This window comes from Actinomadura hibisca NBRC 15177, assembly GCF_001552635.1.
Lineage (GTDB): Bacteria > Actinomycetota > Actinomycetes > Streptosporangiales > Streptosporangiaceae > Spirillospora > Spirillospora hibisca.
In genome coordinates this window covers 1-26,540 of record NZ_BCRO01000039.1, presented here as the reverse complement: position 1 = coordinate 26,540, position 26,540 = coordinate 1, and the positions used below count along the sequence as shown (strand labels likewise).

Here is a 26,540-nt window from a genome sequence, read left to right as displayed (position 1 = left end):
CAGCGGTCAGCGCCTATGGCCGTTTTCGCCATATTTCGGGTGCATGATCTGATGGCATGAAACTGATCACGCTCGGCAAGCCGGTCGATATCGCGGCAGTCTTTCCCGAGCTGGCCGAGTTCGCGCGCACGACGGTGCGCCTCCATCCCCGCTGGGGCGAGCCGACCGCGTGGGACAGCTCTCTGGGCGGGCCATTGTTGTGGCCGGCCGACGAGGCGTGGCCGCACTGCACCGACCATCAAGCGCATGAGCGGTCGGGGTACACCGAAACCGAGCCGGTTCCGTTGGTTGCGGTGCTCCAGCTATACGCCCACGACGTTCCCGAGCTGCCCTTTCCCAACGGCACCGACATCTGCCAGGTCCTGTGGTGCCCCTTCGTCCACCAGCCAGGGCTAGTTCCCCGCGTGGAGCTGCACTGGCGCAGCGAGGTCGCCGTCACCGCACCGCTGGAAGCGGCACCCGACCCCGTCCCGGCGAGCAGCGGCAACTACCTGCCCGCGACGTGCCTGCTCCACCCTGAGCGCGTCACGGAATACCCCTATCCCGGCGATCCGCTACCACCCGAACTGCTCGAACGGATCTGGGAGGGGGACGGCCCGTGGTCCTACCAGCACCACCTGTCGGTGGCACCGGGCACCAAGGTCGGCGGGTGGGTGTCCTTCGCCCAGGATCCGTCCTGGCCCGACTGCGCGTACGGCCACCCGATGGACCATCTGCTCACCATCGCCAGCCGGGAGAGCGACGGCGAATCCTGGAAGACCTGGACACCGGTCGAAGAGGAAGCCCTCGCCGAGGTCGAAGCCTCGCCGATCCCGACCCACGACCGCACCGACCTGCTGTACCGCCCCGGCCATCCTTCCGAACTGATGATCGGCGACGCGGGATCGTTGTACGTGTTCGTCTGCACGACCTGCCCGGACACCCCGATCATCGCCTGGAGCGACTCCTGACGACGTCCTGACCTGCGGCCCGGCCGCGTAGGGTCAGCGCGGGGTGAGGCGGACGATGGGGTATTCGCGCTCGGACTTGCTCTGGTACTTGGCGATGCGGGGCTGGGCGGCGGCGATGCGCTGCCACGCCTGCTCGCGCTCCGCGCCCTCCAGACGGTGGGGCGTCACCGGGGCGGCCTCACTGCCGGGCAGCTCGATGGACGCCCGGTCGGGGTGTGCCATCAGGTTGACGTACCAGTCGGGGTGCTGGCTGCCGCCGCCCGACGCGATGACCAGGCGGCCGTCCTCGCTGTCGCCGAACCAGGCCACGGGCGTCTCCCGTCGCTGGCCGCTGCGCCGGCCGACGGTGTTGAGGATCAGCACGTCCATGCCCATGAAGGTGCCGCGCCCGCGCCGGACCTTGCGGCTCATGCGGGCGTTCATCTTCTGCTGCATCCACCGCGAGAAGGCACCAGGGGTGCCGGGCTTGCGCTTGTCGTTCTTACTCGCCTGCTGCTCCTGCGCCATGACCGTCTCCTTGTCAGTACGTTCGCGACACCGCTCGGTGCCATGACGAACACGCTAGGAGCGGCCCCGCCGCCGACGCTTCTCGAATCCTGACCGCTTGGCCGTCAGGAGCCGAGTACGCGCTGCCGGAGTTCGGAGTTCCACTCCACGTACTCGATCTCAGCGCCGCCCACGTGACGGGCGTAGAGGAAACGGCCGGTCGCACTCGACGCCTCCGGGGTGGTGATCTCGGCGCCTTCCGCGTCCAGGGCCGCTCGCAGCGCGTCGAGATCGGAGACGACCACCGTGGCAGAAGCGTGCGTGTACCGCGCCCGCTGTTCGGCGGGGCCTGCGATCACCAGGAAGTCCCCGACGGCGGCAAGTTCGATGCCTTCGAAGGCGAAGCGCAGGTCCGCCGGTCGTCCGACCAGTTGCTCCAACGGCGGCAGCGTCGCGTCGAGGTCATCGGCCCACAGCCGCGCATAGGTCTTGAGGATCACCGCATGCTCCCAGGTTGTGCCGTCACGTTCTCTCGGTGCCCGACTCACCGTAGGGAAGTAACCTCCGAGCTTGAAGAATGCACTTTCAGGTAAGAGAGGCACCCGACAGTGACCGACAGACCCATGCGCGATCCCGCCGATGAGGACCTGACCCGCGTCGACTCGCTGGCCCACGAGATCTTCGCCGGTATCGCCAACAAGTGGGCGCTGCTGATCGTCAACGTCCTGGGCAAGGACACCCTGCGCTTCACCGAGCTGCACACTCGCATCGACGGCATCAGCCACAAGATGCTCACCCAGACACTGCGGCACCTGGAACGCGACGGCCTGGTGGACAGGTTCGTCCACGCACAGATCCCGCCACGCGTGGACTACCACCTCACCACGGCGGGCCAGGAACTACGCGCCACGGTCAACGGCATCTGCGGCTGGACGCGCCGACACCTGGACCACGTCGAAGCCGCCCGCAACCGCTTCGACGCGGGACAGTAAGTCAGGGATGACCGCGCAGGCAAGGTAAGCAGCCCCGCTACAGGTGCTTGATGACGTTCGCAAAGCACCGGAAGTCTTCGCCGTTCACAAGGCGGGACGCCCGACCTGCTCCGGCGAAGACGCATCGCTGCACGTCCCCTTCATCTCAGCACGCTCACGCGCCCGTGCTCTGCTCGTTCAACAGGTACCTGGCCAGGATCACGTCACCGATCTGGCGGGTTTCCGCGAGGCGCATCCGCCGCTTCGAGTCGTGAGGGAAGGCGCCGGTTCCAACGAAGCGCGGAGCCGTGGAGTCTCCGACGAAGAAGGGCGCGATGACGAGCTGTAGTTCGTCGGCCAGGCCCTCGGTGAGGAACTGAGTGTGGATGGTGCCGCCGCCTTCGACCATCAGCCGCCGGATTCCACGTGCGGCCAGATCGTCCAGGACGCGCGTGAGATCGATGCTGTCACCGGCGCTGATGACGGTGGCGACGTCTTGGAGCTGTTCCCGACACTTGTCGGCTGTTGCGTCGGCGCAGTAGACGAGCTTGTCGATGGCACCTTCGGTGAAGAACTTGGCGCCGGGGTCGAGATCGCCCCGTGCGCTGAGCGTGACCTTGACGGGGCTCTCGGGAAGTCCCCGCGCGGTTCGTTCGGCACGGCGCTCGGACGAGCGCACCAGCAAGCGCGGGTTGTCCTGGCGGATGGTGTTCGCACCGACCAGGATCGCATCGCAGGTGGCCCGGACTTCGTCCACGCGATCGAAGTCCTCGTCGTTGGACAGCAGGAGGCGCTCTTGGGTCGCGTCGTCGATGTAGCCGTCAATCGACGCCGCGCACGACAGCAGGACATAAGGGCGTTCAGTCATCGGGGCCTCCGTGATGCAAGGTGATAAGTCGTTCGGTCGTCTGAGCGAAGCTCTCCGCCGGGTCGTCTCGTGCGTCCAACTCGGCGAAGTCGTCGTCGGTCAGCCACGCTCGCAGTCGCATATCGTCGCGGGCTTGGCGGTAGAAGCGTCTTGCCGAGCCCCCGCTGGCTGGTAGTGGCAGGACCCTCTTGCCCATCGTCAGCGCGAGGTCGATCTCAATCTGGGTACCGGTGCCGCCACCGACCACCAGGACGAAGCCTGCGTTCTGGACCACGTTCCGGTGTCCGAACAGGCCGTGGGCGAACGCGATGCCGGGCGGTCGGTAGTGGTCGGCGAGATAGGTGACGACCTCGATACCGACGCCCACCGGCCCGTGAACGATCTTGTAGCCACGTCGCAGCGCCAGGCGCGCAAGGCAGCCAACGGCCGCATCAATCACGGTCGCATCGGTATCGGGCGCTCGGCTACCGGAGATGGCAACGCACGGCACCCGCTCACCACCGCGGACTCCCTCGGCGCGCTGTGGGGAACCTGCCGGTGTCGTTCCTGCGATGGGTGAACTGGCGGGCGCGAGTCCCAGTAAGAGCCGGGCGTGGTCGGGAAGGCAGAGCCCATCGGCGATGCGGGCGAGGACCTCGATGTCGGAGACGCGCCCCTGCCGTGCACCACGCACCCAATTGGAGATGTCAGAACGGTCGTGTTGGACGAGCAACGCCAACTGTGTCTGGGTGCAGTTGGGAAAGGCCGTCAGGAAGATCGTGAACAGACGCCCGACATCGCGCCGACCGAGCGCATCCTGGACGTCTTCGCGACGCCAGAATCCCTCGGGCACCGTTCCAGCATCGAAAACCTTGCGCCTGGTCACGTCGCTGGCTTCCCATCGGACGAGTCGTCCCCCGCGGCGAGGTTAGCCCACCGGGGCCGCTCTCGCAGGAGCAGCCGGTTACATCAGGCCGTGGACTCATTCCACAGGTCTGCGCCACGGCATCGTTCACTTCCCGAGTCGCTCCAAGCCGCGCATCGTGCTGCCATCGCCTCCGCATCGAGCAGGGGCGAACGAAGGGAGTCATGTCATGGGCGAGAACGCCGACGAGGGCCTGGTGGTGGCCGTGGAGACGATCGTGGCGGCGCGCGGCCGCGCGTCCCAGCCGTCCGACGGCGGTGGCAGCGGCAAGTCCGACCTCAACGACGGCTGATCACCGATCATGATCGATGTGATCGACCGGGTCTTGGGCGGGGAGAACTTCCTCGCCCAGGACCTGGGCCGCACCCAGCGCCGGTTCGTCGCCCCCGACTCCGAGCGCGACCGCTTCGCCGATCTGCTCACCTGGCCGGCACTGAACGAACTCCTCAACACCCACCGGCTGGAGCCGCCGCGCCTGCGCTTGTCGCGAGGCGGCGAGGTCATACCGCCAGAGACCTACAGCGAACAGCGCATCTATCGGCGCATGGCGAGCTGGAACGCCCCGCTGCCGCACCTGGTGGCTGCGCAACTCCGTGACGGCGCGACGCTGGTGCTGGACGCGGTCGAGGAGATGCACCCACCCATCCGCGACATGGTCGGCCGCATGGAGCAGCACCTGCGTACCGGCGTACAGGTCAACGTCTACGCCTCATGGACGGCTCAGGAAGGCTTCGGCGTCCACTGGGACGACCACGACGTCATCGTCCTGCAGATTGCCGGTGCCAAGCGGTGGCGGATCTATGGCCCCACCCGGACCGCTCCCCTCTACCGCGACGTCGCCTTCGACGAGGAGGCCCCCTCCCAGCCGATCGAGGATTTCGTCCTACGCGCCGGGGACGCCCTGCACGTGCCGCGGGGCTGGTGGCACGCCGCCGCGGCCTCCACCGGCGAGCCTTCTCTGCACCTCACCTGCGGCTTGGGCACGCATAGCGGCGTGGACCTGCTGTCCTGGCTGGTCGACGACCTACGCGTCAACGACGCCCTCCGAGCCGATCTCCCCCGTTTCGCCGACGAAACCCAGCAGGGCGCGTGGCGAGACGAGATGACCAAACTCCTGGCCGATCGCCTGGCCGCGCCGGACGTCATCGCCGCCTACCTGTCGGCGCGGGACGCCGCGCACAGAACACGAGGAGGCTTCTCACTACCCCACGCCGTTAACGACCAGCGGTCCGCTGAGCCGAGCCTCACGGTGAAGCTGACCGCATCACGAGCGGCCCTTCGCCACGGCGATCAAACGGTGATCCTTGAGGCCGTCGGCCAGCGATGGACCTTCGACATGCGCGTCCGTCCTCTGCTGGAGCAGATCCTCACCGGGCGGCCTCACGTCCTCGGCGAACTCGCCGCTTCCAGTGGCATCACCGTGCGGCAGGCGGGCATCATCGTGGACCTGCTGTTGAAGGGCGGCGTGCTCGCGGTGGAAGCGCCGTGACCGCGCAGCTCGGTTTGGGCACCTACCGCTGCCGTGACGTGACGGCCGCAGCACAGGCGGCCGTCACGGCAGGCGTCGGCGTCATCGACACCGCCCCCGTCTACGCGGCCGGGACCGCCCAACGCCAGCTCGGCCCGCTGCTGCGTCACCACCCCGACGTGCGTGTGACAACCAAGATCGGCCACATGACGACCGCCCAAGCCGAGGACGCCCGCAAGGCCAACGCCATCACCGCCCACGAGGCCGCCCGGCGCCACTGCATCAGCCCGCGCTACATCGTCCACCAGCTCGCCGCCAACCGCGCCGAGCTCTGCCGCGAACGTCTGGACCTGGTGTACCTGCACAACCCCGAGCACCACGCCAACGGCGACCGCGCGCAGCTGCTCACCCGGCTCACCGCATCATTCGAGGTGTTCGAGCAGGCCGCCCACGCCGGCCACATCACCGGCTATGGAGTCGCCACCTGGATCGGGCTGTCCAGCCGCGCCTTCACCATCACCGACCTGATCACCGCAGCACGGGCCGCCGCGGGCGGCTCCGGCATCCACCTGCGCGCCGTCCAGTTTCCGGTCAACCTCGTCCAGCTAAGAGCGACAGCCGAGGCCCTGCACGGCCGCGGTCCCATCATCCACGCCGAACAAGTGGGTCTGGAGGTGTGGGCGTCAGCGCCTCTGCACGGCGGCGAACTCGTCGGCATGGTCAACGGCGAACTCGCCGCTGCGATCGACGCGCGCTTGTCCCCGGTCCAAGCCGCGCTCGCGGTCGTGGGTTCCACCCCAGGTCTCACAGGTGCGTTCCTGTCCGCCTCGACTGCGGCACACTGGAACGAAGCCCTCAGCGCGTTCGCTCAGCCGCCCTTGTCACCTGAGCATCTGGAAGCCGTCTGCCGTGTTCTCCGAGCCCACTGACCAAGCCGTCCGCGAGCGCATGCACCGCGCTTTCAACCGGGCTGCCGCACAACTGAAGGCCACCGCCTCCACTACGCCGCGCGCCTGGGGGCACAGCGGCCGGACACTCGGTGGTCCCGTCGCCACCCAGGCCTACCCCGCCTGGCTTCGCATCTTGCAAAGCCCCGACGGCAAGCAAGGCGGCAAGCTGTGGACCGGCACCGAGCAGGCCAACACCATCCTGCCCGCCGACGTGCCTCACCCCTGCCTGCTCGCCCGCATCGACTGGACACGGGACGGGTTCGCCTACCGCGCCGAACTCAGCGAATATGTCGCGACGGCCACCTGCTCCGATAACCCCGCCCTGCCCGAGGAGACCGTCTTGTCCGCCGTCTGGTGGACACGACTACGCCGTGCCATCGACACGATCGGCGCACTCCCCCTGCCGCCCGGACGCGCACCCGTCGTCACCCAGGACTACATCCATCGCGCCATCCCCCGTTACCTCGGCGCGGCCGGGATCGACACCAGTGACATCGACACCACCGTCCGCCGCTGGAGCCTCGCCCACGGCGACCTGCACTGGGCCAACCTCACCGCACCCGACCTCGTCCTTTTAGACTGGGAAGGCTTCGGCCCCGCCCCCTACGGCTTCGACGCCGCCCACCTGCACGCTTACACCCTCACCGCGCCCAAGGCCGCCGCCCACCTTCGCACCACGCTCGTCCACATCCTTGAGCGTCCCGAAGCGCGCTTGGCCGAACTCACTGTCGCCGCGATGATCCTCCAGGCTGCCGACCGCGACCCCGTCCACGCCCGCCTCGCCCCGCTCGTCATCGACCGCATCCGCGCCCATACCGAACAGTGACGGCCACACGGCGGTCCTTATATGGAGATGCTCTCGCTCTTCCTACGACTCTTGGGTCATCGTCGAGTTCCAGATCAGGGAGTACGCGCAGGCGAGGCAAGCAGCCCCACTACGGGTGCTTGATGACGTTCGCAAAGCACCGGAAGTCCTCGCCGTTCACAAGGTGGGCGGCACATCGTCACGCATGATCGCTCCCCGGCCCGAGGAAGCGCAGAAGTGCCGCGCATTTGTAGCGAAATGGTGTAAGACGCAGGGATTCGCCGAAAATGCGACGGATGACGCGTGCACCATCGCGTCCGAGCTGGTCGCCAACGTGGTCACGCACACGCGCAACGGCGGCGTCATCCGCCTCTACCTCTCCGAAGCCGGGCCCGTCATCGAGGTGTGGGACAACTCGCCGGAGCCGCCCATCGTCCAGCCGCTCGACCTCAGCAGCAACTCCGGACGCGGCATGGCGATCGTCGCCGCCCTCGCCGCTACCTGGGGCACCAACCCCCTCGCGTCCGGCGGCAAGTGCGTATGGGCGGTCCTCCGTGACTGACGAGGAACGATCGCGAACGGCCGCCATGCTTGATCTCGCGCACTCCATCCGCCACTCCCCCAGCTTGCGCAGCCTGGTGGACGTGCGCGAGGAGTCCCCGTTCGTCCTTATCGAGAATCCTCGGGCTTGAGGACCGCACGGCCGCGTCACCGTGCGCGCGACCGGGTCTGCCGTGATCAGCGCGTCCTCGGCCGATGGGCTGCTGGAATGCCTGGCCAGCGCGGACGCGGACGCCGTTCAGCACGCAGCCGCGCGGCTGACGGCAAAGCCGCTGTGATGGTGGGGCGCTGTCAGAGCTCCAGGTCCTTCAACAAAGCCGCCGCCGACGCCGACCAGGTGTTCTGAGCAGCCAGTTCGCGGCGCAACTCCTCCGCTTTCGTGAAAGCGGGCTTCACGTAGCGCAGGACGCCGTCCATCGCACGCGCCCACACTTCCACGTCCACCTTGTTCTCCTTGGCCACCGGCACGACCAGATCGGCAATCTTATCCGGGCGGTCCCGGAACAGCTCGGCCAGCAGTTCACCCAAGCCGCTCTGGTCGCTGACCAGCACCGGCGTCCCCGCGATGATTGCCTCCAGCCCGACCAGCCCGAACCCCTCCGCCTTCGACGGCATCACCACCAGCGCGGCCTGCTTCAGATCATCGGCCAGCCGCTCGGTGTCGGACGTGTAGAGACGCGGCACGATGTTGAGGCGGGAGTTGTTCGCCCATTTGCACAACTGGTCGTACTGTTCGGCCGCCTTGTCGGCCGGGATGCCCCGGACAACCAGCTCGATGGGGAGCCGACCCGCCGCGTGCCGCCACTCGGCTACCTTGCCCGCCGCCTCGGCCGCCAGGCCCACGCCCTTGAGGTCGCTGTCCTCGGTGCGTCCCACCAGCAGGATCTTCAAGGGACTGCCGTTGGGGTGACGGCGCTTCCGCGCATCCTCCAGATCGAACCCGGGATCGAAGCGCAACGGATCGGGATCGTCGTTGTCCGTCAGGTAACCGCGAACCCGTCCGTGTAGCCGGGGCCCCACCGCCACGGCACGATATGACGTCCGCCCCAGCTTCGTTTCGATCCGCATCCGTGTCTCGACGGTCTCGGCGGCGTCGTCCTTCCGCTCCTCGCCCAGCTTGTGCCACTCGATCTCGTCGGGGGCCATGTGCACGAAGTGCAGCCGCCGAGCATCCGGAAAGTGGTCCTCCGCCTGGACGAACGCGGCCGGGCCGGTGATGCGGCCGTGGCCTATCACCAGGTCCGGCGTCAGACCCTCCAAGTCGGGACGGCGGAACAGGCTGCTCACCCCTTCAGCACCCGGAACCGGTTCACTCCAGCAGAGGGTCACGTTCACTGCGGCCGCGTCAGCCACCTCATCGGGAGTGGCGTCCAGCACCATGCAGAACACCTTCGCCCCCTCAGCCGCCAGCGCCTTGCAGAGCTGCCGGTTGAAGGTGCTCAGGCCGCCGTGCTTCGACTTCCACTCGGTCGCCACCGCCAGGACCACGCATCGGTGGTCGCCCTTGACGGCCGGGGGCGCGGGCGCGGGTGGCGCTGTCCGCGCAGCAGAGGTCGCGCTGCCCACCGTCGTCTGGATGTAGGACGCGAACTCTGGTGCGAACAGGCGCAGGCCATCACTGTCCTGCGTCACCACACCCATGTTGATCAGGCGGTTCAGCTCCGGCGTCAGGACGATGCTCCCGCTCCCGGCCGCCAGCGCGCGCAGCGCGTCCAAGCCGCCGGACGGCCAGTCCAGGTCGATGCTCTGCGCCAGCTTCGCGAAGTGAGCCTGGAACGACGTCGCCACCTTCGCGTACGCCTCGTCCACGTCCAGACGGCCCGTGGCCTGCTGCACCTCGACGACCTGCTCGCACAACATGCGCAGCAGATGAGGGTGCGGGCCCGACCGCGCCATGATCTCCTGACGCACCGACGCGAGGTCTTGGTCCTTCGCCCAGGCCAGCATCTGGTCGGTCTGCTCAGGGGTGAACATGCCAATGTGGCGGGGCGTCCCCATGACCCCTTCGAGGACCGAACCGGTGACGGCGTCGATCTCTATCTCGCCGACCGGACGGCGCGAGACTGTCACCAGGCCCACTGAGAAATCGTTGTCGGCGGCCAGGTCCAGCAGGAGTTGGAACTCCGCCAGCCGCGTCATCACCCGGGCTGCGCGGTCGAAGTCGTCCAGGACGTACAGCAGCGAGAAGTCCAGCTCGTTCACCTTCTGGAAGAAGGTCCGGGCCGCGTGGTCCAGGTCGTACCAGTCATGTGCGGCGAGCGCCTCTCGGCACGGGCCGTCGAGTCCGGCAAGCGGCGCGAACCGCATGACGGCCTGGTGGATCATCGACCGGAACACGTCCATGCCGGTGTCGTAGCGGCCCGTCGCGAGACGGATGATGCCCAGGTCATCGCGGTTCGCCTTGCCCATGGCGTGTTCGATCAGGCTCGTGCGGCCGGTGCCCCGGTGGCCCAGCAAGGACAGGTTGGAGGGACGGCCGGGGTCCTGCCAGACCGCCTCGATCCGCTCGGTCAGCTCCGGACGTTCGATGAAATGGGAGCCGGAGACCGGGCGGCCGGCCGAACGGTAGGGGTTGCCCGTGCTCATGCCGTCTCCTCATCCCCGCGCGCCCCGAAGTACCTGAGCAGCCATTCCTCGTAGAGCCCGACGGTCAGGCGGTAGCCGCCGTCCTCACGTTGGATGGCCTGGCGCGACAGCAGGTCCTCGATCAAGTCCTCCGCGATGCCGTCCGGCGCAGGTAGGCCGTCGCGGGCTGTGGCGGCGATGTCGGCCAGTACCCGGCGTCGGTCGGTCGAGCCGTACGGGTCCTCCAGATGGGCCGGGGCCTCCAGGTTGTCGAAGTGCTTGTAGTCCATGCGACCGACCATGTCCTTGGCGACCAAGGCGACGTCGGCCTCGGTGGCCAACGCCGTCCGGTCGCAGTTCATGTGCTCCACCAGCTCGAAGCAGAGCTTCTGTATATAGAACGGGTTGCCACCGGTCAGCCGGACGATCTCCGGTACGGCCCGGCCCCGGTAGTGGCCGCCCGCCTGGGCGAGCGGCTGCCGGATGAGGCGTTCGGCGTCCCGGCGCTCCAGGAACGTGACGCGCTCGGTGCCGAAGACGCCGAACGCATTGGGATCGATGCGGATCAACCGGTCCAGGTTCGCGCGTCCGACCAGCACCAGGTGGAACAGGTGGCGTTCGACGATCGCCTTGAACGCCTGCATGAACGTGGCAGGAACCAACTGTTGTTGGACCCACTCGTCCAGGTAGTGGAACTCGTCGATCAGCACGACGAACGGCCGCCGATGGGGCGCGGCTTGGCGGTACTCCTCGAACAGCCCGGCGCAGTCGTGCACCGGGTCCGGGCTGTCGATGAGGGCGTCACGGTCGAAGCCCTCGGGTAGCAGCCGGGGTCCGTTTGCGACGGCTTTCTGTGCGCCGTCCAGGATGCGCCACAACAACGAGCCGAGCAGCCGTTGCATGGGCGTTCCGGGCTCCGGCTTCAAGTCGCTGATGTTGCCCACGTCCACGACAGGGAAGCCGTCCTCCTCGCGCAGCCGCTTCTTCAACTGCACGCGGATCGACGACTTGCCCGTGCGCTTCTGCCCGTAGACCACCACTCCGGCCCCCGGTTCGGACGCCTCGCGGAACACCGCCCGGACGCGGTCCACCAGCTCGTCCCGGCCGAAGAACATGTCGGGGTCGTCCACCGGCCGTCCGTTGGCTCCCTGCCGGAACGGGTTGGTGATGGGCCCGAAGTCCTCGGGGCGGGCCACGTCGATGGGGAGCTGAGCCTCGTGTTCGGTGTCCTCGTCGCTGTAGCGGCGGCGGTAGTACAGCGTCACCGGCAGCTCGAAGGCCGTGGTCGCGTGATTGGTCAAGTCGAATCGGATCAGTGCGGTGTGCGCCGCGCCGCCCCTGATAGTGGGAGGCAGATCGACGGCCACGCCTTGTGGAACGGCCGCCGCTGGATCAGGGCGGGCCTTCAAGCGGACCGACTCCAGCGGCGCGGCTCCTTCGTCGTTGACCACGGTGATCTGCACGGTGACGGTGCCGCCGACCCGGCTGCTGGGCGTGATGGCCAGGCTCACCTGTGGCCGGGGCGGGTGGGAGGCGGCCAGTTCGCGTCGCGCCTCGCTGACGATCTCCTCGATGCGGAGGGCGACGGGTTCGGCCAGCTCGACGGCCGCAGCCGTGGGCGCGTAGCGGATGGCGTCGCGTACCGCACCGGCGATCCGTGCTGCCGTGCGCAGGGCGTCGTCGCGTTCCTCGAAGCGCCGTTCCTTGAGGTAGACGCAGAGGGCTTGGCAGGCTTTGGTCAGGTCGGGCAGGTTCCGCATCAAGGAGGCGGGGGCAACCTCGCGGTCCTGCTCCAGCAGCGCTCTCGCTTCGAGCAGGGCTTCTTCGGTGAGTTCGAGGTCCTTGAGCGGGCCCAACTCGTACACCAGACTCCGGCGATCGCGCCGCCACTGCTCGATGGCGGCGTTCCAGGCCGCGACGAGGCCCGGCCCCAGAACGTTCACGTCGAGGAAGGCGGCGACGGCCGAGGCCAGATCGCCTTCCTCGCGCACCGACCGCACGAAGACCTCGCTGACGTCCTCGTGCTGGGCGATCATGGGCAGGAGGTCGGCGAGGGTCTCATGCCCCTTGATCCGGCACAGGACGCGCACCATCCACAGGACCTCGGCGGCGAAGAGGCCGGACTCGTGTTCCGGGATCTCCGCCGCCCTGCCCGGCGTCAGCAGGCGCAGGCGGCCGACCACCTCCTCCAGCAGCCGGTCCCGTTCGGACGGCGCGGCCGACGCGCTCAACGCGACCGCCGCGCGCAGCAGGTCGAACGCGGACTCCGCGCTGCGCCCGCTCATCACCGGCAGGAGCGACAGCAGGCCGCGCGCCTGGTGCTGGCGGGCCTCGCGGGTCTGCCCCATCTCCTCGGCGAGCAGTGCCGCCGACAGGTACGCGGCGGCGTTCGCCTCGTCGTCCTCACCGGGACGCACCTTCGCCAGCGCGACCTTCACGTCCTCGCCGTCGATCCGGCGTCCGGCGTTCCTTGCCTTGGCGATGATCCGGCGGCCCTCGGCGGCGTGCTCCTCCACGAGGTAGTCGATCAGCGCGGTGTCCTGGGGCGCGCCATCGGTGATGACGACCTGGCGGGCCAGTTCGCGTTCCAGCGCGGCGCGTACCTCCGGCGAGACCTCGCGGGCGATCTCCGCGCAGGAGCGGGCCAAGCCCAGTGACCAGGGCGTACGGGCTGCCAGGCACGCTTCGATGACGGGGGTCGCGTCGGTGTCGGCCGCCCACAGCAGGATGGTCTCCCGCCACCACGGGTTCTCGATGTTCCTGGTGAGGGTCCGTGCTGTTCCACGCTCCCGGATCCAGACCGCCGCCAGATACTCCTGGAACGGGAGGTGTGCGAACGTCAGCAGTCCCGGAACCCGCTCGGCCAGCACGCCGTCGTCGCGCACCGCGTCGAGGAACTCTTCGGGAGTGGTCCACCGGTCGCTGAGCCGCTGCACGGCGGGAGCGATGATCTCCGCCGCGTGCGTGCGGGACACCTCCCGCACCTCCCGGTCCATCATCCAGAAGGCCAGCTCGCTCAGCGCCCGGCTCTTCTGGGATCTGCTGTGCCCGACCGGCTCCGGCGGGCCCTTGTCCCGGGTGAACCGGTACAGCAGGATTTCGATGATCTCCTCGTAGAGATCGGCGATGCCGTGGGGAAGCCTGTTCCGGAACTGGTCCACGTTGGCGACGAGCGTCAGCAGCAGCGGATTGGCGGCCAGCTCGGTCAGGCCGCTCTCGTCGATGCGGCAGAGCAGATCGTTCGCACGACGCTCGTCCCGCTCGCACCACATGAGCAGAAAGCGCCTGATCTGCTCGGGGCTGAGGGCGCACACCTCCAGGAGCCGCGCCCCCGGCACGGGCGTCTCGGCGTAGGCGTACGGCCGGGAGGCCAGCACCCACGCGTTGCCCGGATAGCGCTCAACCTGGGTCCGCAGCCACCGGACGATCCGGGTGCGCGCCGCTGGATGCGGAATGTCGTCGAAGCCTTCCAGCAGGAGCAGGCAGCCGCCTCTCCTGACCTGCCGGTCCAGCCATTCGGGCGCGACGTCGCCTCGGTCGAGGTGCTGCACCGAAAAACCGGGACTCCTCATCTCGTCGGAGGCCAGGACGGCGAGGGCGTTCAAATCGATCAGTATCGGCAGCCGGTGTGGACGCGCCTGTTTGGCCCGTTCGGCATGGACCAGGGCCGTATGGCGAAGCAGCGTGCTCTTGCCCGCTCCCGGCTCGCCGAGCACCACCACGATCTCGTCGTCCGCCAACGCGGACTGCAGATTCGTGCGGGGGCCCGGTCCCTGCGCGCCCACCGGCCGAAGGGCGAGGTCGATGCCGTGATCCTGCGTTTCCGCTGACAGCGTGCTCTTGATCGACAGGCTGTTGGGCGGCGGGCGCCGGAGCCGTTCCTGGAGTTGTTCGAGGTAGTCCGCCCGCGGGAACAGCCGCCGGAAGAGTCGCTGGGCCGCCTTCGACGTGGAGAACCAGCCGAGGGCCAGCGCGCCGACCACCACGCCGCCGAACAAGGCGCCGAACAGCGCGTTGTCGGTGCCGCCCGGGAAGAGCCGACTGATCACACTCAGCAGAAGGCCGCCGATCACAACCTGAAGGGTGAGGACCCGAAGGGCGGTCGGCCTCGCACGCCTCATCCGCTCCCCCTTCTACGGACGGGACCCGGCGACCGGCAGCCGTTCCCCGGAAGTCCATCCAACAGTCGCGAGCCCCTCATCGCGCCCGATTTCCGGAACGTCCCCTCCGAAGATTCCACGCCAAACCGGGCCGCACCAGCACCACCCAGAAAACTAACCACCTGGTAGGTTTTGGCTCGTCCCACCCGGCAGAGCCAAGGAGCACCCGCGTGCGAGCCGCTTTCCCCACCCCCTTCCTCTGGGGCGCCGCAGGCAGCGCCCACCAGACCGAGGGCAACAACCTCGCCAGCGACTTCTGGGCGCTGGAGAACCGTCCCGGCAGTCCCCTCCCCGAGCGCAGCGGCGACGCCTGCGACGGCTACCACCGCTGGCGCGAGGATCTCGACATCGTCCGCGACCTCGGGCTCAACGCCTACCGGTTCAGCATCGAGTGGGCCCGCGTCGAGCCCGTCGAAGGCGCCTTCTCCCAGGCCGAGCTGGCGCACTACCGGCGGCTCATCGACGGCTGCCTCGAACGCGGACTCACGCCCGTCGTCACCCTGCACCACTTCACCAGCCCGCTCTGGTTCCAGCTCGCCGGAGGCTGGCTCGCCGACGGCGCCGTGGAGCGCTTCCGCCGCTACGTCCGCGCCGTCGTCCCGATCCTCGACGGCGTCGAGTGGGTCTGCACCATCAACGAGCCCAACATGCTCGCCATGATGGCCAACGTCCTCAAGCGCCATGAGAGCGGCGAGAAGCGGCCCGAACTGGTCGCCGGGGCCCTGCCGCCGCCCGACCAGCCCACCGCGGACGCGCTCATCGCCGCCCACAAGGCCGCCCGCGAAGAGCTCGCAGGCTTCAAGTCCGGCTGGACCGTCGCCAACCAGAACTTCGAACCCGTCGACGGTGCCGACGCCCAGTGCGCCGACTGGCGTTTCTCCCGCGAGGACCAGTTCCTCGACGCCGCCGCACACGACGACTTCATCGGCGTCCAGGCCTACACCCGCGTCCAGATCGGCCCCGACGGCGCGCTGTCCGTCCCCGACGACGCCCGCCGCACCCTCACCGGCTGGGAGTTCTACCCGGCCGCCCTCGGCAACGCCGTCCGCCACACCGCCGCCCGCATCCCCGGCGTGCCCATCCTCGTCACCGAGAACGGCATCGCCACCGGCGACGACGACGAGCGCGTCGAGTACACCCGTGGCGCGCTCGCCGGCCTGCACGCCGCCATGGACGACGGGGCCGACGTGCGCGGCTACCTCCACTGGTCCCTGCTCGACAACTACGAGTGGGGTTCCTGGCACGCCACCTTCGGGCTCGTGCACGTGGACCGCACGACCTTCGCCCGCACCGTCAAGCCCAGCGCCCGCTGGTTCGGCGACGTCGCCCGCGCCGGAGCGCTGGACGTCTGAGGCCCGGCCCGCCCGCGCAACGTCGCGGGCGGGCCAGGCAGCCCGTCAGCCCTGCACGGCCGCCACCAGCTCCTCCACCGTCTCCGCGCTCAGCCCGATCCCGAACGTCCGGAACTTGATCAGCGGCGTGCCCAGCGCCATGCCCAGCAACGCCGGGGGCAAGCCGCCCCCGCCCGCCAGACCAGGCGCGCCGCGCAGCCGTTCCCGCACGATCGGGCCGCCCACCGGATGCTCCAGCCACTCCCCGAGCGTCGACATCGCGCTCAGCGGCGGCACCCATCCGTCGCCCGGCGTGCTCAGCTCCGCGCGCAGCCGGATGTCGCGCGAGGACGCCCCCACCTCCACCGTGAAGCCGCCCGGCGCGATCCGCCACCCGCCCCGCGCCACCGACCAGTGCGCGATGTCGCGTCCGGTCACCGTGAAGGACACGCGCGCGGACTCGCCCGGAGCCAGCGCCACCTTGCTGAACGCCCGCAGCTCGTGGCGAGGACGGGTCGGGCGCTCCTGGTCGAACGCGATGTAGAGCTGCACCACCTCGTCACCGGCGACGTCGCCCACGTTCGCGACCGTCAGCTCCACGTCCCAGGCGTTGTCCCCGGTCGCGCGCACGTCCAAATCCGAGTACTCAAAGCGCGTGTAGGACAGCCCATGCCCGAACGGGTACGCCACCTCCACACCAAGCGTGTCGTAGTGCCGATACCCGACGTACCGGCCTTCGCCGTAAGCCACGTGCCCGTCCGCCCCGGGAAAGTGCAGGTAGGACGGCACGTCCGCGAGCCGCATCGGGATCGTCTCCGTCAGCCGGCCCGACGGGCTGCACGCCCCCAGCAGCAGGTCCGCGATCGCCGAGCCGCCCGCCTGCCCCGGCAGCCAGCACTCCAGGATCGCCGCCGCGTCGTCCCGCCACTCGGCCACCGACACCACGCCACCGTTGGCCAGCACCACCACGACCTTGGAGCGTTCCGCCGCCACCCGGCGCAACATCCGCAGCTGCACGTCCGGCAGGTCCAGGCTTGTACGGTCGTAGCCCTCGGACTCCGCCTCGTCGGGCAGGCCCAGGAAGAGCAGCGCGACGTCGGCGGCTCCGGCCGCCTCGACCGCCTCGGCCGCCAGCGCCTCGTCGGCCTCGCCGTCCAGGCGGTATCCGGCCGCGAACGTCAGCGCCGTGTCCGGCCCCACGTCCTTCCGCAAGGCGTCCCACGCGTTGTCCAGCCGGGTCGGCACCACGTGCGAGCTGCCGTGTCCCTGGTAGCGCGGCGTCCGCGCCAGCTCGCCGATCACCGCGACGCGCTGCCGCGCCTGCGGGTCCAGGGGCAGCACATCCTCGTTTTTCAGCAGCACCGCCGACGCCCGCGCCGCCTCGCGCGCCAGCTCGTGGTGCGCCTCGACGTCCCAGTCCTCGTGCCGTTCGGCGGACGCCACGCGCGCCGCCAGCGCCCGCAGCCGGTCGGCCGCGCGCGTCACGACCGCCTCGTCCAGGCGGCCCGACCGCACCGCCGCGACGATCTCCGCGTCGGTGCCCGTCGGCGGCATCTCCAGGTCGAGGCCCGCCGCCAGCGCCGCCACCCGGTCGTTCACCGCGCCCCAGTCCGACACGACCAGCCCGTCGAAGCCCCACTCGCCGCGCAGCAGCTCGGTCAGCAGCCAGGGGTTCTCGCTCGCATAGACGCCGTTGATCCGGTTGTAGGAGCTCATCACCAGGTAGGGGGCCGCCTCGCGCACGATGTGCTCGAACGCCGGGAGGTAGATCTCGCGCAGCGTGGCCTCGTCCACGTCGGCGCTCACCCGCATCCGGTCGGTCTCCTGGTTGTTGACCGCGAAGTGCTTCACGCACGCGCCGATCCCCCGCGACTGGACGCCGGTGACGACCGCCGCGCCCATGACCCCGGTGAGGTGCGGATCCTCGGAGAAGTACTCGAAGTTGCGCCCGCACAGCGGCGAGCGCTTGATGTTCACGCCCGGCCCCAGCACCACGTCCGCGCCCAGCGCGGCCGCCTCGCGGGCCAGGGCCGCGCCCACCCGACGCGCCAGCGCCGCGTCCCAGGACGAGCCCAGCGCCACGGCCGGCGGGAAGCACGTCGCGGGCTCGCTGTGCATCAGGCCCAGCGCGTCGCCGCTGCCCTTGGTCTGCCGTCGGATGCCATGCGGGCCGTCGGTCAGGGTGAGCGACGGCACCACGTCGCGCACCGCGGCGGTGTTCCACGTCCCCGATCCGGAGGTGAGGAACGCCCGCTCCTCCAGCGTCAGGTCAGGGGTGCTGCTCTCGGTCATGCGGTACCTCGCGTTCGGTGTCGCTTGCGGGGGGCTCGAAGCGCAGGCCGAGCTGGCGCAGGAACGCGACGACCGCGGCGTGCATGTCCACCGCGTCCGGCTCCAGCAGCCACTGCGTCTGGAGGCCGTCCATCAGGCCCAGCATCTGGCGGGCGACCAGGGCCGGGTCGTGGTCCAGCGGCGGGTCGGACTGCGCGAACAGTTCGGTGAACGCGCCGGTGAGCTGCTCGCGCAGCACCCGGTAGCGGTCCACGAAGTAGCGGTGCGCGGGGTGCTCGGGGTCGACGGCCTCGCCGGAGATCTTCACGTAGAGGCCGACCAGGCCGGGCGTGCTCATGTTGCGGGAGACGAACCCGACGGTGGTGGCGAGCAGCCCCTCGGGGGTCGCGGCCTCGGGGCCGAACAGCAGCCGCGCGTCCACCTTGTCGCGGCGGCCCAGCACCTTGACCAGCAGGTCCTCCTTGCCCGGGAAGTGGTGCAGCAGGCCCGCGTGGGTGAGCCCGGCGTGCGCGGCGATGTCGCGCAACGACACCGCGTGGAAGCCCGATCGGGAGAACAACTCGGTCGCCGAGTCCAGGATGCGGGCGCGGGTGCGCTCGCCCTTGCTCAGGCGAGGTGCGGACTGCTCGGTCACGGGCCGGGCCTCTCTGCGATGTCTGGCGGATGGCGGATTCGGGCAGATGGGAGCCGCGCCGGGGCCGCCCGCGGCGCTGCGCCAACCGTACGGCCTCCGCCCGTCCGCAAGCCGCGGGCAAAACCTACCACGTGGTTAGTTCTGGCTGTATGCTCGCCGAAATCCTGCCGAGGCGGGTCGTTTTGCTCTCACATCGGAGTGAATCCATGAAGAAGACCATCAGCGGCGTCGCGCTGGCGGCGGCCTGCGCCACCGCCCTCACCGGGTGCGCGGGCGGCGGGGCCAAGGCGGGCGGCGCGGGTTCGACGCTCAGCATCGCCACGATGACGCTCCCGCAGAGCCTCGACCCGGCCGACGCCAACGGCAGCGCCCTGCCGTTCTTCCAGGCGGTGTACGACACGCTGATCAAGCGCGAGCCGGACGGCTCCTACAGCCCGATGCTGGCCACCGAGTGGAAGTACAGCGGCGACCGCACCGAGCTGAAGCTGACCCTGCGCGACGGCGTGAAGTTCGACGACGGCTCGCCGTTCGACGCCGCCGCCGTCAAGGCCAACATGGAGCGCTTCGGCAAGAAGGCGGGCGCGCAGGCCAAGACGCTCAAGGACGTCAAGTCCATCACCGCCGACGACGCCACCCACGTGACGGTGAAGCTCGCCCAGCCCAACCCCGCGATGCTCTACTACCTCAGCGACGCGGCCGGGCTGATGGCCAACCCCAAGTCCTTCACCAAGCCCGGCGACCCCCTCAAGACCAAGCCCGACGGCACCGGCCCCTACGAGCTGGACTCGGCCAAGTCCGCCATCGGCACCAAGTGGGTCTACACCCGCGCCAAGAACTACTGGGGGAGCAAGCTGCCCTACGAGGGCGTGACGATCAGCTACTTCGACAACGAGACCGCGATCGTCAACGGCGTCAAGACCGGGCAGCTCAACGCGGCCCTCCTCCAGAACGCCGACCAGCAGGCCGGGATCGAGTCCGACCCCAAGGTGAAGACGGTCAAGCAGGAGTTCGACTTCCAGGGCATGATCCTGTTCGACCGGGGCGGCGCGCTGGTCCCGGCGCTGAAGGACGCGCGCGTGCGGCAGGCGCTGAACCTCGCCATCGACCGCGCCACGATGCTCAGCAAGATCCGGCAGGGGCGCGGCACGGCCACCAGCCAGATCTTCGGCGCGAAGTCCGCCGGTTACGTGCCGGAGCTGGACACCGCCTACCCGCACGACCCGGCCAAGGCCCGCGACCTGCTCAAGCAGGCCGGGTTCGCGTCCGGCTTCACGCTCAAGCTGCCGCGCATCCAGGCCATCGTCCCCGACGCGCTCGCCTCCTCCCTCCAGACCGACCTGAACGCGATCGGCGTCAAGCTGACCTGGGACGACGTGGACGCCGGGGCCGTGCGCCGCATCTTCACCGACCGCGCCTACCCCGCGATGGTCATGAACCTGGGCCAGCCCGACGCCGACTGGATCGGCGTCGGCGACTACGTGCTGCCCGGCGTGTTCAACATGTTCGGGACCAGCGACGACACGCTGAAGAGCCTGCTGCCCAAGATCCAGGCCGCGCCGGACGGGACCGCCAAGGCCGACCTCCAGGCGCTCAACCGGCACCTGGTGGAGCAGGCGTGGTTCGTGCCGTTCTACCGGATGTCCTACCTGCACGTCTCCGACGGCACCGTGCGCGTCACGCCGCAGTCCGGCATGGCCGTGCCCGCCCTGTACAACTACGCCCCCGCCAAGTGAGGCGCGGCGGGGGCGGGCCGTCGCCCGTCCCCGCCGGGGCCGAGCACGGAAACCGAGTCACATGCTGAGCTTCGTTGCACGCAGGGTCGCCGCGGGGGTGGTGCTCCTGTTCGTGATCTCCCTGCTGTCCTATCTGCTGCTGTCGATCCCCGATCTGGACGTGGGGCGGCAACTGCTGGGGTCGAACGCGCCCCAGGCCACCGTCGACGCCAAGAACGCCGAACTCGGCCTGGACCGGCCGGTGTTCGTCCAGTACGCCGACTGGCTGGCGCACGCCGTCCGGGGCGACTTCGGCACCTCCTGGTTCACCGGCGAGAACGTGGTGCAGGCCCTGTCCACGCGGCTGCCGGTGACCGTCAGCCTGATGCTGGGCGTCACGGGCGTCACCGCCGTGTTGTCGCTGCTGCTCGGGGTGTGGGCGGGCGTGCGACGCGGGGTCGCCGACCGGGTGGTGCAGGTGCTGGGGGTGCTGGGGTACGCGCTGCCCGGCTTCCTGGTGACGCTGATCATCGTGGTGGTGTTCGCCGTCAAGCTGCGCTGGTTCCCGGCGATCGGCTACACCGACATCGCCGAGTCGGTGCCGGGCTGGTTGTCCACGATCACGCTGCCGGTGGCGTCGCTGTCGGTGGCGGGCGTGGCCGGGGTGTCGCAGCAGGTGCGCGGCGCGGTGATCGACGTGCTGCGCCGCGACTACGTGCGGACGCTGCGCGCGCGGGGGCTGCCGCCGTCGCGGGTGTTGTTCCGGCACGTGCTGCGCAACGCGGCCGCGCCCGCGCTGACGGTGCTGGGGATGCAGTTCGTCGGGCTGCTGGGGGGCGCGGTGCTGGTGGAGCAGATCTTCGGGCTGCCGGGCATCGGGAGCATGACCGTCACCTACACGACGCGGGGCGACATCCCTGTGATCATGGCGCTGGTCTCGGTCACGGTGGTCGGGGTGATCGCGGTGAACCTGCTGGTGGACGTCCTGATCGGCTGGCTGGACCCGAAGGCGAGGACCGCATGAGCGGCGACGGAGGCGGCCGTGGGAACAACGGCGGCAAGGGCGGCGGCGGGGGTAACGGGGTGTTGCGGCGGGTGTTGCGCAACCCGCTCGGGCTGGTCTCGGCGGTGGTGCTGGCCCTGATCGTGCTGGCGGTGCTGTTCGCGCCGCTGCTCAGCCCGCAGGGCCCGAACGTGGCCAGCCTGCGCGACTCGTTCGGCGGACCGACCGGCGGGCACCCGCTGGGCTTCGACTCGGCCGGGCGCGACATGGTGGCGCGGTTGTTGTACGGGGGCCGCAACACGCTGGGCGGCGCGCTGCTGGCCCTGGTGGTGGCGCTGGTGATCGGCGTGCCGTCGGGGCTGCTGGCCGGGTACCGGGGCGGCCGGTTCGACGCGGCCGCGAGCTGGGTCGTCAACCTGGTGATGGCGCTGCCCGCGATGGTGGTGCTGCTGGCCTCGCGCGCGATCCTCGGGCCCACGGTGTGGGTGCTGATGGTCGTGCTGGGCGTGCTGATCTCGCCGAGCTTCTTCCGGCTGGTGCGCGGGGTGGTCGCCGGGGTGCGGGGCGAGCTGTACGTGGACGCGGCGCGGGTCGCGGGGCTGAGCGACGCGCGGATCGTGGCGCGGCACGTGCTGATCGTGGTGCGCGCGCCGATCATCATCCAGACGGCGCTGGTGGCGGGGATCGCGATCGGGTTGCAGGCGGGGCTGGAGTTCCTGGGGGTGGGCAGCGGATCGACGCCGACGTGGGGCGCGATGCTGAACGAGGCGTTCGGGAACATCCAGCGGGCGCCGACGATGATCGTGTGGCCGGGGTTGGCGTTGGGGCTGACCAGCGCGTCGCTGGTGCTGCTGGCCAGTGCGCTGCGGGATGCGTTGGAGGATCGGGGGGCTCCTGCGGCGCGGCGGAAGGCGCGTCGCGGGGGGTCGGGACTCGTGTCGTCGGAACTTGCGTCGCCGGAGCTTGTGTCACCGGGGCTCGTGTCGTCGGAACCCGCGCCGTCTGAATCCGTGCTGTCCGAATCCGCGCCGTCGGAACCCGCGCCGTCCGGCCCCGTGTCCGGGGAGGTCGGCGAGCGGGCGGAGCTGCTGTCGGTGCGGGGGCTGCGCGTCGCCTACGACCTGGCCGACGGGACGGTGAAGGAGGTCGTGCACGGCGTGGACATCGACGTGCGCGCCGGGGAGATCGTGGGGCTGGTCGGCGAGTCGGGGTCGGGCAAGACGCAGACGGCCTTCTCGGTGCTCGGCATCCTGCCCGAGGGCGGGCGGGTCGCCGGGGGCAGCGTCACCGTCGCGGGGACCGAGATCGTCGGGCTGGACGAGCGCGCGCACCGGGCGCTGCGCGGGACCGTGGTGGCGTACGTGCCGCAGGAGCCGATGAGCAACCTGGACCCGTCGTTCACCATCGGCACCCAGCTCACCGAACCGATGCGGTACAAGCTGAAGATCTCCAGGGCGGAGGCGCGGAAGCGGGCGCTGGACCTGCTGCGGCAGGTGGAGATCACCGACCCCGAGCGGGTCTTCGCTTCCTACCCGCACCAGATCTCCGGCGGCATGGCGCAGCGGGTGCTGATCGCGGGCGCGATGTCGTGCGACCCGGACCTGCTGATCGCCGACGAGCCGACCACCGCGCTGGACGTGCTGGTGCAGGCCGAGGTGCTGGGCCTGCTGCGCCGGTTGCAGCGCGAGCGCGGGATGGGCGTGCTGCTGGTGACCCACAACCTCGGGGTGGTCGCCGACGTGTGCGACCGGGTCGCGGTGATGCACGACGGCCGGATCGTGGAGACGGGGACGGCCGAGCAGATCCTGCACGCGCCTGAGGAGCCCTACACCCGGCGGCTGCTCGGCGCGGTGCTGGACCGCGCGCCCGCGCGGGGAGCCTGGAAGGGAGAGACGGCGTGAGTGATGTCGAGAACTTGCTGGCGGTGGAGGACCTGCACGTCTCCTTCCCGGGTCGGGGCCGGGGTCGTCGGGCTGCGCGGACCGACGTGCTGAACGGGGTGTCGCTGGCGGTGCGGCCGGGCGAGACGCTGGGCCTGGTGGGCGGGTCGGGGTCGGGCAAGACGACGCTGGGCCGGGCGATCCTCGGCCTGGTGCCGGCGCGGTCCGGGACGATCACCTTCGCCGGGGAGCGCATCGACGGGGCGACGCCTCGGCGTCGGCGGACGCTGAGCCGCGACTTGCAGGTGGTGTTCCAGGACCCGTACACGTCGCTGAACCCGTCGCTGACGATCGGGGACACGCTGTCGGAACCGCTGCTGGCGCAGGGGTTGTCGCGGGCGGAGGCGCGGGGGCGGGTCGCGGGGCTGCTGGAGCGGGTGCATCTGCCGTCCGACTCGGCGGCGCGGCTGCCGCGGGAGTTCTCGGGGGGCCAGCGGCAGCGGGTGGCGATCGCGCGGGCGCTGGCGATCGGGCCGCGACTGATCGTGTGCGACGAGCCGGTGTCGGCGCTGGACCTGACCACGCAGCAGACGGTGCTGGAACTGCTGCTGGAGATCCAGGAGGGGACGGGGGTGTCGTACCTGTTCGTCTCGCATGACCTGGCGGTGGTGCGGTTCGTGAGCCATCGGGTGGCGGTGATCCACCAGGGGGTGATCGTGGAGACGGGGGACGCGGCGGAGGTGACGGAGCGACCGCAACATGTCTATACGCGGAGCTTGTTGCTGGCTGCGCCGGTGGCGGATGTGGCGGAGCAGCGGGCGCGACGGGAGGCGTTCGAGCGGGAGAGGGCGGCGGGGTAGGGCGGACAGGGGCTTGGGCGCGGGGGCGCGGCCGAGGGGAAAGGGGCGCGGTCGTTGACCGCGCCCCTTTCACTTGTTCATTTAGAAGACGTCGGCCGAGCGGTAGTAGCCGTCCAGGCCGAGGCGGCTCCACCAGTCGCCGTGCTGGGAGATGCGGGCGCGGTAGTCGTCCCACTCGGTGTCTTGGACGGTCCATGCCTTCTCCGCGATGCCGGGGAGGCGGGGCAGCAGGAGGAAGGTGAGGTCCTCGAAGCTGCGGACGGTCTCGCACCAGATGGCGGCTTCCACACCGGCGATGCGGGCGCCGTCGGGGATCTCGGTGAGGGCGTCGGGCCGCCAGGCGAACAACTCGCGGGTGGTGCGAGGCTGGTAGATGTCAGCGCCTACGCGGGTGCGCAGCTCGTTCTGGTCTTGCTGGACGGAGTCTTCGGCGTAGCGCCGGTCCAGGTACATGTGGCTGCTGGCGGAGGCGAGCACCGGGGCGTTGGCGGCGACGGCCGTGGGGACGTCATGGACTGCCTGGGCGAAGGTCTCGGCGACCTGCTCCAGGAGGGGCCAGTACTTCTCGGGGGCCTTGGCGCGGGCGGTGTCGAGATTGAACTCGTCGCCCTTGCCGATCCACGCCTGCACCAGGTCGTCGGGGGTGAGGGTGCCGGAGCGGGCGATCTCCTGCCAGCCGACGACCTTCTTGCCGGTGGCCCGGACGATCTCCAGCATGCGGGCGGCGAACTGCGCGTACAGGTCGTGCGGCATGCCGAACGCCTCGTCGCCGCCGACGTGGAGGTAGGGGCCCGGCGCGAGCCGCGCGAGCTGGCCGACGACGTCGGTGACGAAGCGGTCGACGACGTCCGCGTTGGGGTCGAGGAAGGCGATCAGCTCGTGCGCGGGCGTGACCGTGCCCTGCAACTCGGGGTAGGCACGGACGGCGGCGAGGACGTGGCCGGGCACGTCGATCTCGGGAACGACGGTGACGAAGCGGGCGGCCGCGTAGGCGACGATCTCCTGGAAGTCGGCCTGGGTGTAGTAGGGGCGGACGCCTTCGTCGGCGAGGGGCTTGCCGGGCCAGAAGGAGGGGTCGGTGAGGCGGGGCCAGCCGTCGATCTCCAGCCGCCAGGCCTGGCTGTCGCTGAGGTGGAGGTGGAGGACGTTGAACTTGTAGAGGGCGAGGAGGTCGATGACGTGCTTGACCTGGTCGACGGTGAAGAAGCGGCGGACGACGTCGAGGGAGAGGCCGCGCCAGTGCCAGGCGGGGCCGTCGGTGATGCGGAGGGCGGGGGCGGTTAGTGCGCCGTCTTGGTGGTGGAGGAGCTGGGCGAAGGTGACGGCTCCGCGGAAGAGCCCTTCGGGGGTGGCGGCGGTGATGGTGGCGCCGTTGTCGGTGACTTCTAGTTGGTAGCGCTCGCGGCCGGGGTCGCCGTCTAGGGGGTCGAGTCCTTGGGGTGGGGTGATGTCGTCTGCTGGTGGCGTGGGGGCTGGTGTTAGGACGAGGCGGAGGTCGTTGTCGTTCTCTGTGGTGAGGACGGGCTCGACGCCGTGGAGGCGGGAAAGGAGATCCGTGACGGTCGCGCCCAGCGCTTCGCCGGGTGCGGCGACGGCGATGCGGGGCCGTTCGCGCAGGTGAAGCCCGCTTCCGGGGAGAGGGACGAGGTGCTGCGGGAAGGGGACCAGGGTCGTCGAGTCGTTCACTGCGCCTCCGGAGAAGAGAAGCGGCGTTGCCGCGGTCACTCCGTTTCCTACCACATGGTAAGTAAATGTGCTGTGGTGTAGCGGGCTACACCATGGGTTCGGGAGTGGGGTCTGATGCGCTGGATGCGGTGGAGCGGGATCGTTGGGGTACAAGATTCCCGTCCTGGAAGGCCACCTGCGATGAAGCCCCTGCTCTGGACCGTGTTCGTGCTCGCTCTGGTCGTCAACGTCTCGACGAGTTTTGCCTTTGACGGGGTGACGCAGATTCTGGTCAGCGTGGCCACGGGGGTGGCGGTGATCGGGTCGGGCGTGGGCTTGTTCTTGATGCGGGAGCGGCGGTCCTGAGGGATTCCCGCGCCCCGCGCGTGACCAGCAACCCCAGCCCGCGCCCCGCACCCGACCACCGACCCCAGCCCCGCGCCCGAACATGACCAGCAACCCCGGCCACCGGGGA

Annotated in this window: 22 protein-coding genes; 13 read left to right on the top strand and 9 right to left on the bottom strand. The window is 69.9% G+C overall.

Annotated elements, in window-relative coordinates:
* Positions 1-56: 56 nt before the first annotated feature.
* Entirely contained in the window at positions 57-950 is an 894-nt protein-coding gene (locus tag AH6_RS18420) for a YwqG family protein (RefSeq protein WP_067481432.1), read from the top strand.
* Positions 951-983: 33 nt separating this feature from the next.
* Here the strand turns inward: AH6_RS18420 and AH6_RS18415 are convergent, their stop codons facing one another.
* Entirely contained in the window at positions 984-1,457 is a 474-nt protein-coding gene (locus AH6_RS18415) for a nitroreductase family deazaflavin-dependent oxidoreductase (RefSeq protein WP_067481430.1), read from the bottom strand.
* A 104-nt stretch (positions 1,458-1,561) separates the two neighbouring features.
* Entirely contained in the window at positions 1,562-1,936 is a 375-nt protein-coding gene (locus AH6_RS18410; protein WP_067481428.1) for a VOC family protein, read from the bottom strand.
* A 108-nt stretch (positions 1,937-2,044) separates the two neighbouring features.
* Between AH6_RS18410 and AH6_RS18405 the strand changes: the two genes are divergently transcribed.
* A complete protein-coding gene (locus AH6_RS18405; protein ID WP_245679368.1) occupies positions 2,045-2,428 on the top strand; it encodes a winged helix-turn-helix transcriptional regulator in 384 nt (127 codons plus the stop codon).
* A 154-nt stretch (positions 2,429-2,582) separates the two neighbouring features.
* On the opposite strand, the gene AH6_RS18400 is transcribed toward AH6_RS18405, so the two are convergent.
* Both AH6_RS18400 and AH6_RS45040 read right to left on the bottom strand, forming a co-directional pair.
* Positions 2,583-3,275 carry a RibD family protein gene (locus AH6_RS18400; RefSeq protein WP_067481424.1) on the bottom strand — a complete coding sequence of 231 codons (693 nt, stop codon included), beginning with the start codon at positions 3,273-3,275 and terminating at the stop codon, positions 2,583-2,585.
* Positions 3,268-4,140 (bottom strand): hypothetical protein, encoded by an 873-nt coding sequence (locus tag AH6_RS45040; RefSeq protein ID WP_174555105.1) that lies wholly within the window; start codon positions 4,138-4,140, stop codon positions 3,268-3,270. Before AH6_RS45040 ends, AH6_RS18400 begins: the two co-directional genes overlap by 8 nt.
* 208 nt (positions 4,141-4,348) lie before the next feature.
* Between AH6_RS45040 and AH6_RS46675 the strand changes: the two genes are divergently transcribed.
* The 5 genes from AH6_RS46675 (at position 4,349) to AH6_RS42560 (ending at position 7,964) form a co-directional block, all read left to right on the top strand.
* Complete coding sequence (locus AH6_RS46675; RefSeq protein WP_281180258.1) at positions 4,349-4,471, top strand: hypothetical protein; 123 nt, start codon at positions 4,349-4,351, stop codon at positions 4,469-4,471.
* A 9-nt stretch (positions 4,472-4,480) separates the two neighbouring features.
* Complete coding sequence (locus tag AH6_RS45350) at positions 4,481-5,668, top strand: cupin domain-containing protein (RefSeq protein WP_067481420.1); 1,188 nt, start codon at positions 4,481-4,483, stop codon at positions 5,666-5,668.
* Positions 5,665-6,576, top strand: coding sequence for an aldo/keto reductase (locus AH6_RS18385; RefSeq protein WP_067481418.1), 912 nt, complete (start codon positions 5,665-5,667; stop codon positions 6,574-6,576). The genes AH6_RS45350 and AH6_RS18385 overlap by 4 nt, the downstream gene beginning before the upstream one ends.
* A gap of 154 nt (positions 6,577-6,730) precedes the next feature.
* A complete protein-coding gene (locus AH6_RS18380; protein ID WP_157431560.1) occupies positions 6,731-7,423 on the top strand; it encodes a phosphotransferase in 693 nt (230 codons plus the stop codon).
* 115 nt (positions 7,424-7,538) lie between these two features.
* Positions 7,539-7,964, top strand: coding sequence for an ATP-binding protein (locus AH6_RS42560; protein ID WP_157431559.1), 426 nt, complete (start codon positions 7,539-7,541; stop codon positions 7,962-7,964).
* 290 nt (positions 7,965-8,254) lie between these two features.
* On the opposite strand, the gene AH6_RS18370 is transcribed toward AH6_RS42560, so the two are convergent.
* Together AH6_RS18370 and AH6_RS18365 are read right to left on the bottom strand one after the other, a co-directional pair.
* On the bottom strand, positions 8,255-10,549 hold the full coding sequence (locus tag AH6_RS18370) for a glycosyltransferase (protein ID WP_067481412.1): 2,295 nt from the start codon (positions 10,547-10,549) through the stop codon (positions 8,255-8,257).
* A complete protein-coding gene (locus AH6_RS18365) occupies positions 10,546-14,577 on the bottom strand; it encodes an AAA family ATPase (RefSeq protein ID WP_169807876.1) in 4,032 nt (1,343 codons plus the stop codon). Before AH6_RS18365 ends, AH6_RS18370 begins: the two co-directional genes overlap by 4 nt.
* A 281-nt stretch (positions 14,578-14,858) precedes the next feature.
* Here AH6_RS18365 and AH6_RS18360 point away from each other — a divergent pair, with 281 nt between their 5' ends.
* Complete coding sequence (locus AH6_RS18360; RefSeq protein WP_157431558.1) at positions 14,859-16,040, top strand: glycoside hydrolase family 1 protein; 1,182 nt, start codon at positions 14,859-14,861, stop codon at positions 16,038-16,040.
* Positions 16,041-16,085: 45 nt separating this feature from the next.
* Here AH6_RS18360 and AH6_RS18355 read toward each other — a convergent pair whose 3' ends face one another.
* Both AH6_RS18355 and AH6_RS18350 read right to left on the bottom strand, forming a co-directional pair.
* Positions 16,086-18,311: a glycoside hydrolase family 3 C-terminal domain-containing protein gene (locus tag AH6_RS18355; protein ID WP_067481407.1), complete on the bottom strand. Its 2,226-nt coding sequence runs from the start codon at positions 18,309-18,311 to the stop codon at positions 16,086-16,088.
* Positions 18,289-18,945, bottom strand: a complete 657-nt coding sequence (locus tag AH6_RS18350; RefSeq protein WP_067481405.1) for a TetR/AcrR family transcriptional regulator — start codon at positions 18,943-18,945, stop codon at positions 18,289-18,291. The genes AH6_RS18355 and AH6_RS18350 overlap by 23 nt, the downstream gene beginning before the upstream one ends.
* 206 nt (positions 18,946-19,151) lie before the next feature.
* Here AH6_RS18350 and AH6_RS18345 point away from each other — a divergent pair, with 206 nt between their 5' ends.
* The 4 genes from AH6_RS18345 to AH6_RS18330 all read left to right on the top strand — a co-directional run bounded on the left by AH6_RS18345 (position 19,152) and on the right by AH6_RS18330 (position 24,400).
* Positions 19,152-20,678, top strand: coding sequence for an ABC transporter substrate-binding protein (locus AH6_RS18345; RefSeq protein WP_067481403.1), 1,527 nt, complete (start codon positions 19,152-19,154; stop codon positions 20,676-20,678).
* A 61-nt stretch (positions 20,679-20,739) separates the two neighbouring features.
* A complete protein-coding gene (locus tag AH6_RS18340) occupies positions 20,740-21,681 on the top strand; it encodes an ABC transporter permease (RefSeq protein WP_067481401.1) in 942 nt (313 codons plus the stop codon).
* A complete protein-coding gene (locus AH6_RS18335; RefSeq protein WP_083983125.1) occupies positions 21,678-23,561 on the top strand; it encodes a dipeptide/oligopeptide/nickel ABC transporter permease/ATP-binding protein in 1,884 nt (627 codons plus the stop codon). Before AH6_RS18340 ends, AH6_RS18335 begins: the two co-directional genes overlap by 4 nt.
* Positions 23,558-24,400, top strand: a complete 843-nt coding sequence (locus AH6_RS18330; RefSeq protein ID WP_245679367.1) for an ATP-binding cassette domain-containing protein — start codon at positions 23,558-23,560, stop codon at positions 24,398-24,400. The genes AH6_RS18335 and AH6_RS18330 overlap by 4 nt, the downstream gene beginning before the upstream one ends.
* Before the next feature lie 81 nt (positions 24,401-24,481).
* On the opposite strand, the gene AH6_RS18325 is transcribed toward AH6_RS18330, so the two are convergent.
* The gene (locus tag AH6_RS18325) at positions 24,482-26,086 is read right to left on the bottom strand and encodes a beta-N-acetylhexosaminidase (RefSeq protein ID WP_067481397.1); all 1,605 of its coding nucleotides are present in this window, start codon (positions 26,084-26,086) and stop codon (positions 24,482-24,484) included.
* A 180-nt stretch (positions 26,087-26,266) separates the two neighbouring features.
* Here AH6_RS18325 and AH6_RS44705 point away from each other — a divergent pair, with 180 nt between their 5' ends.
* Complete coding sequence (locus AH6_RS44705; protein ID WP_169807875.1) at positions 26,267-26,431, top strand: hypothetical protein; 165 nt, start codon at positions 26,267-26,269, stop codon at positions 26,429-26,431.
* The last annotated feature ends 109 nt before the right edge of the window (positions 26,432-26,540 follow it).

Excerpts from the sequence above, each read along its gene's own strand:
- AH6_RS18335 (WP_083983125.1), top strand. The coding sequence starts at position 21,678 with ATGAGCGGCGACGGAGGCGGCCGTGGGAACAACGGCGGCAAGGGCGGC.
- AH6_RS18400 (WP_067481424.1), bottom strand. The coding sequence starts at position 3,275 with ATGACTGAACGCCCTTATGTCCTGCTGTCGTGCGCGGCGTCGATTGAC.
- AH6_RS18355 (WP_067481407.1), bottom strand. The coding sequence starts at position 18,311 with ATGACCGAGAGCAGCACCCCTGACCTGACGCTGGAGGAGCGGGCGTTC.
- AH6_RS46675 (WP_281180258.1), top strand. The coding sequence starts at position 4,349 with ATGGGCGAGAACGCCGACGAGGGCCTGGTGGTGGCCGTGGAGACGATC.
- AH6_RS18420 (WP_067481432.1), top strand. The coding sequence starts at position 57 with ATGAAACTGATCACGCTCGGCAAGCCGGTCGATATCGCGGCAGTCTTT.
- AH6_RS18340 (WP_067481401.1), top strand. The coding sequence starts at position 20,740 with ATGCTGAGCTTCGTTGCACGCAGGGTCGCCGCGGGGGTGGTGCTCCTG.
- AH6_RS18345 (WP_067481403.1), top strand. The coding sequence starts at position 19,152 with ATGAAGAAGACCATCAGCGGCGTCGCGCTGGCGGCGGCCTGCGCCACC.
- AH6_RS18415 (WP_067481430.1), bottom strand. The coding sequence starts at position 1,457 with ATGGCGCAGGAGCAGCAGGCGAGTAAGAACGACAAGCGCAAGCCCGGC.
- AH6_RS44705 (WP_169807875.1), top strand. The coding sequence starts at position 26,267 with ATGAAGCCCCTGCTCTGGACCGTGTTCGTGCTCGCTCTGGTCGTCAAC.
- AH6_RS45350 (WP_067481420.1), top strand. The coding sequence starts at position 4,481 with ATGATCGATGTGATCGACCGGGTCTTGGGCGGGGAGAACTTCCTCGCC.
- AH6_RS18370 (WP_067481412.1), bottom strand. The coding sequence starts at position 10,549 with ATGAGCACGGGCAACCCCTACCGTTCGGCCGGCCGCCCGGTCTCCGGC.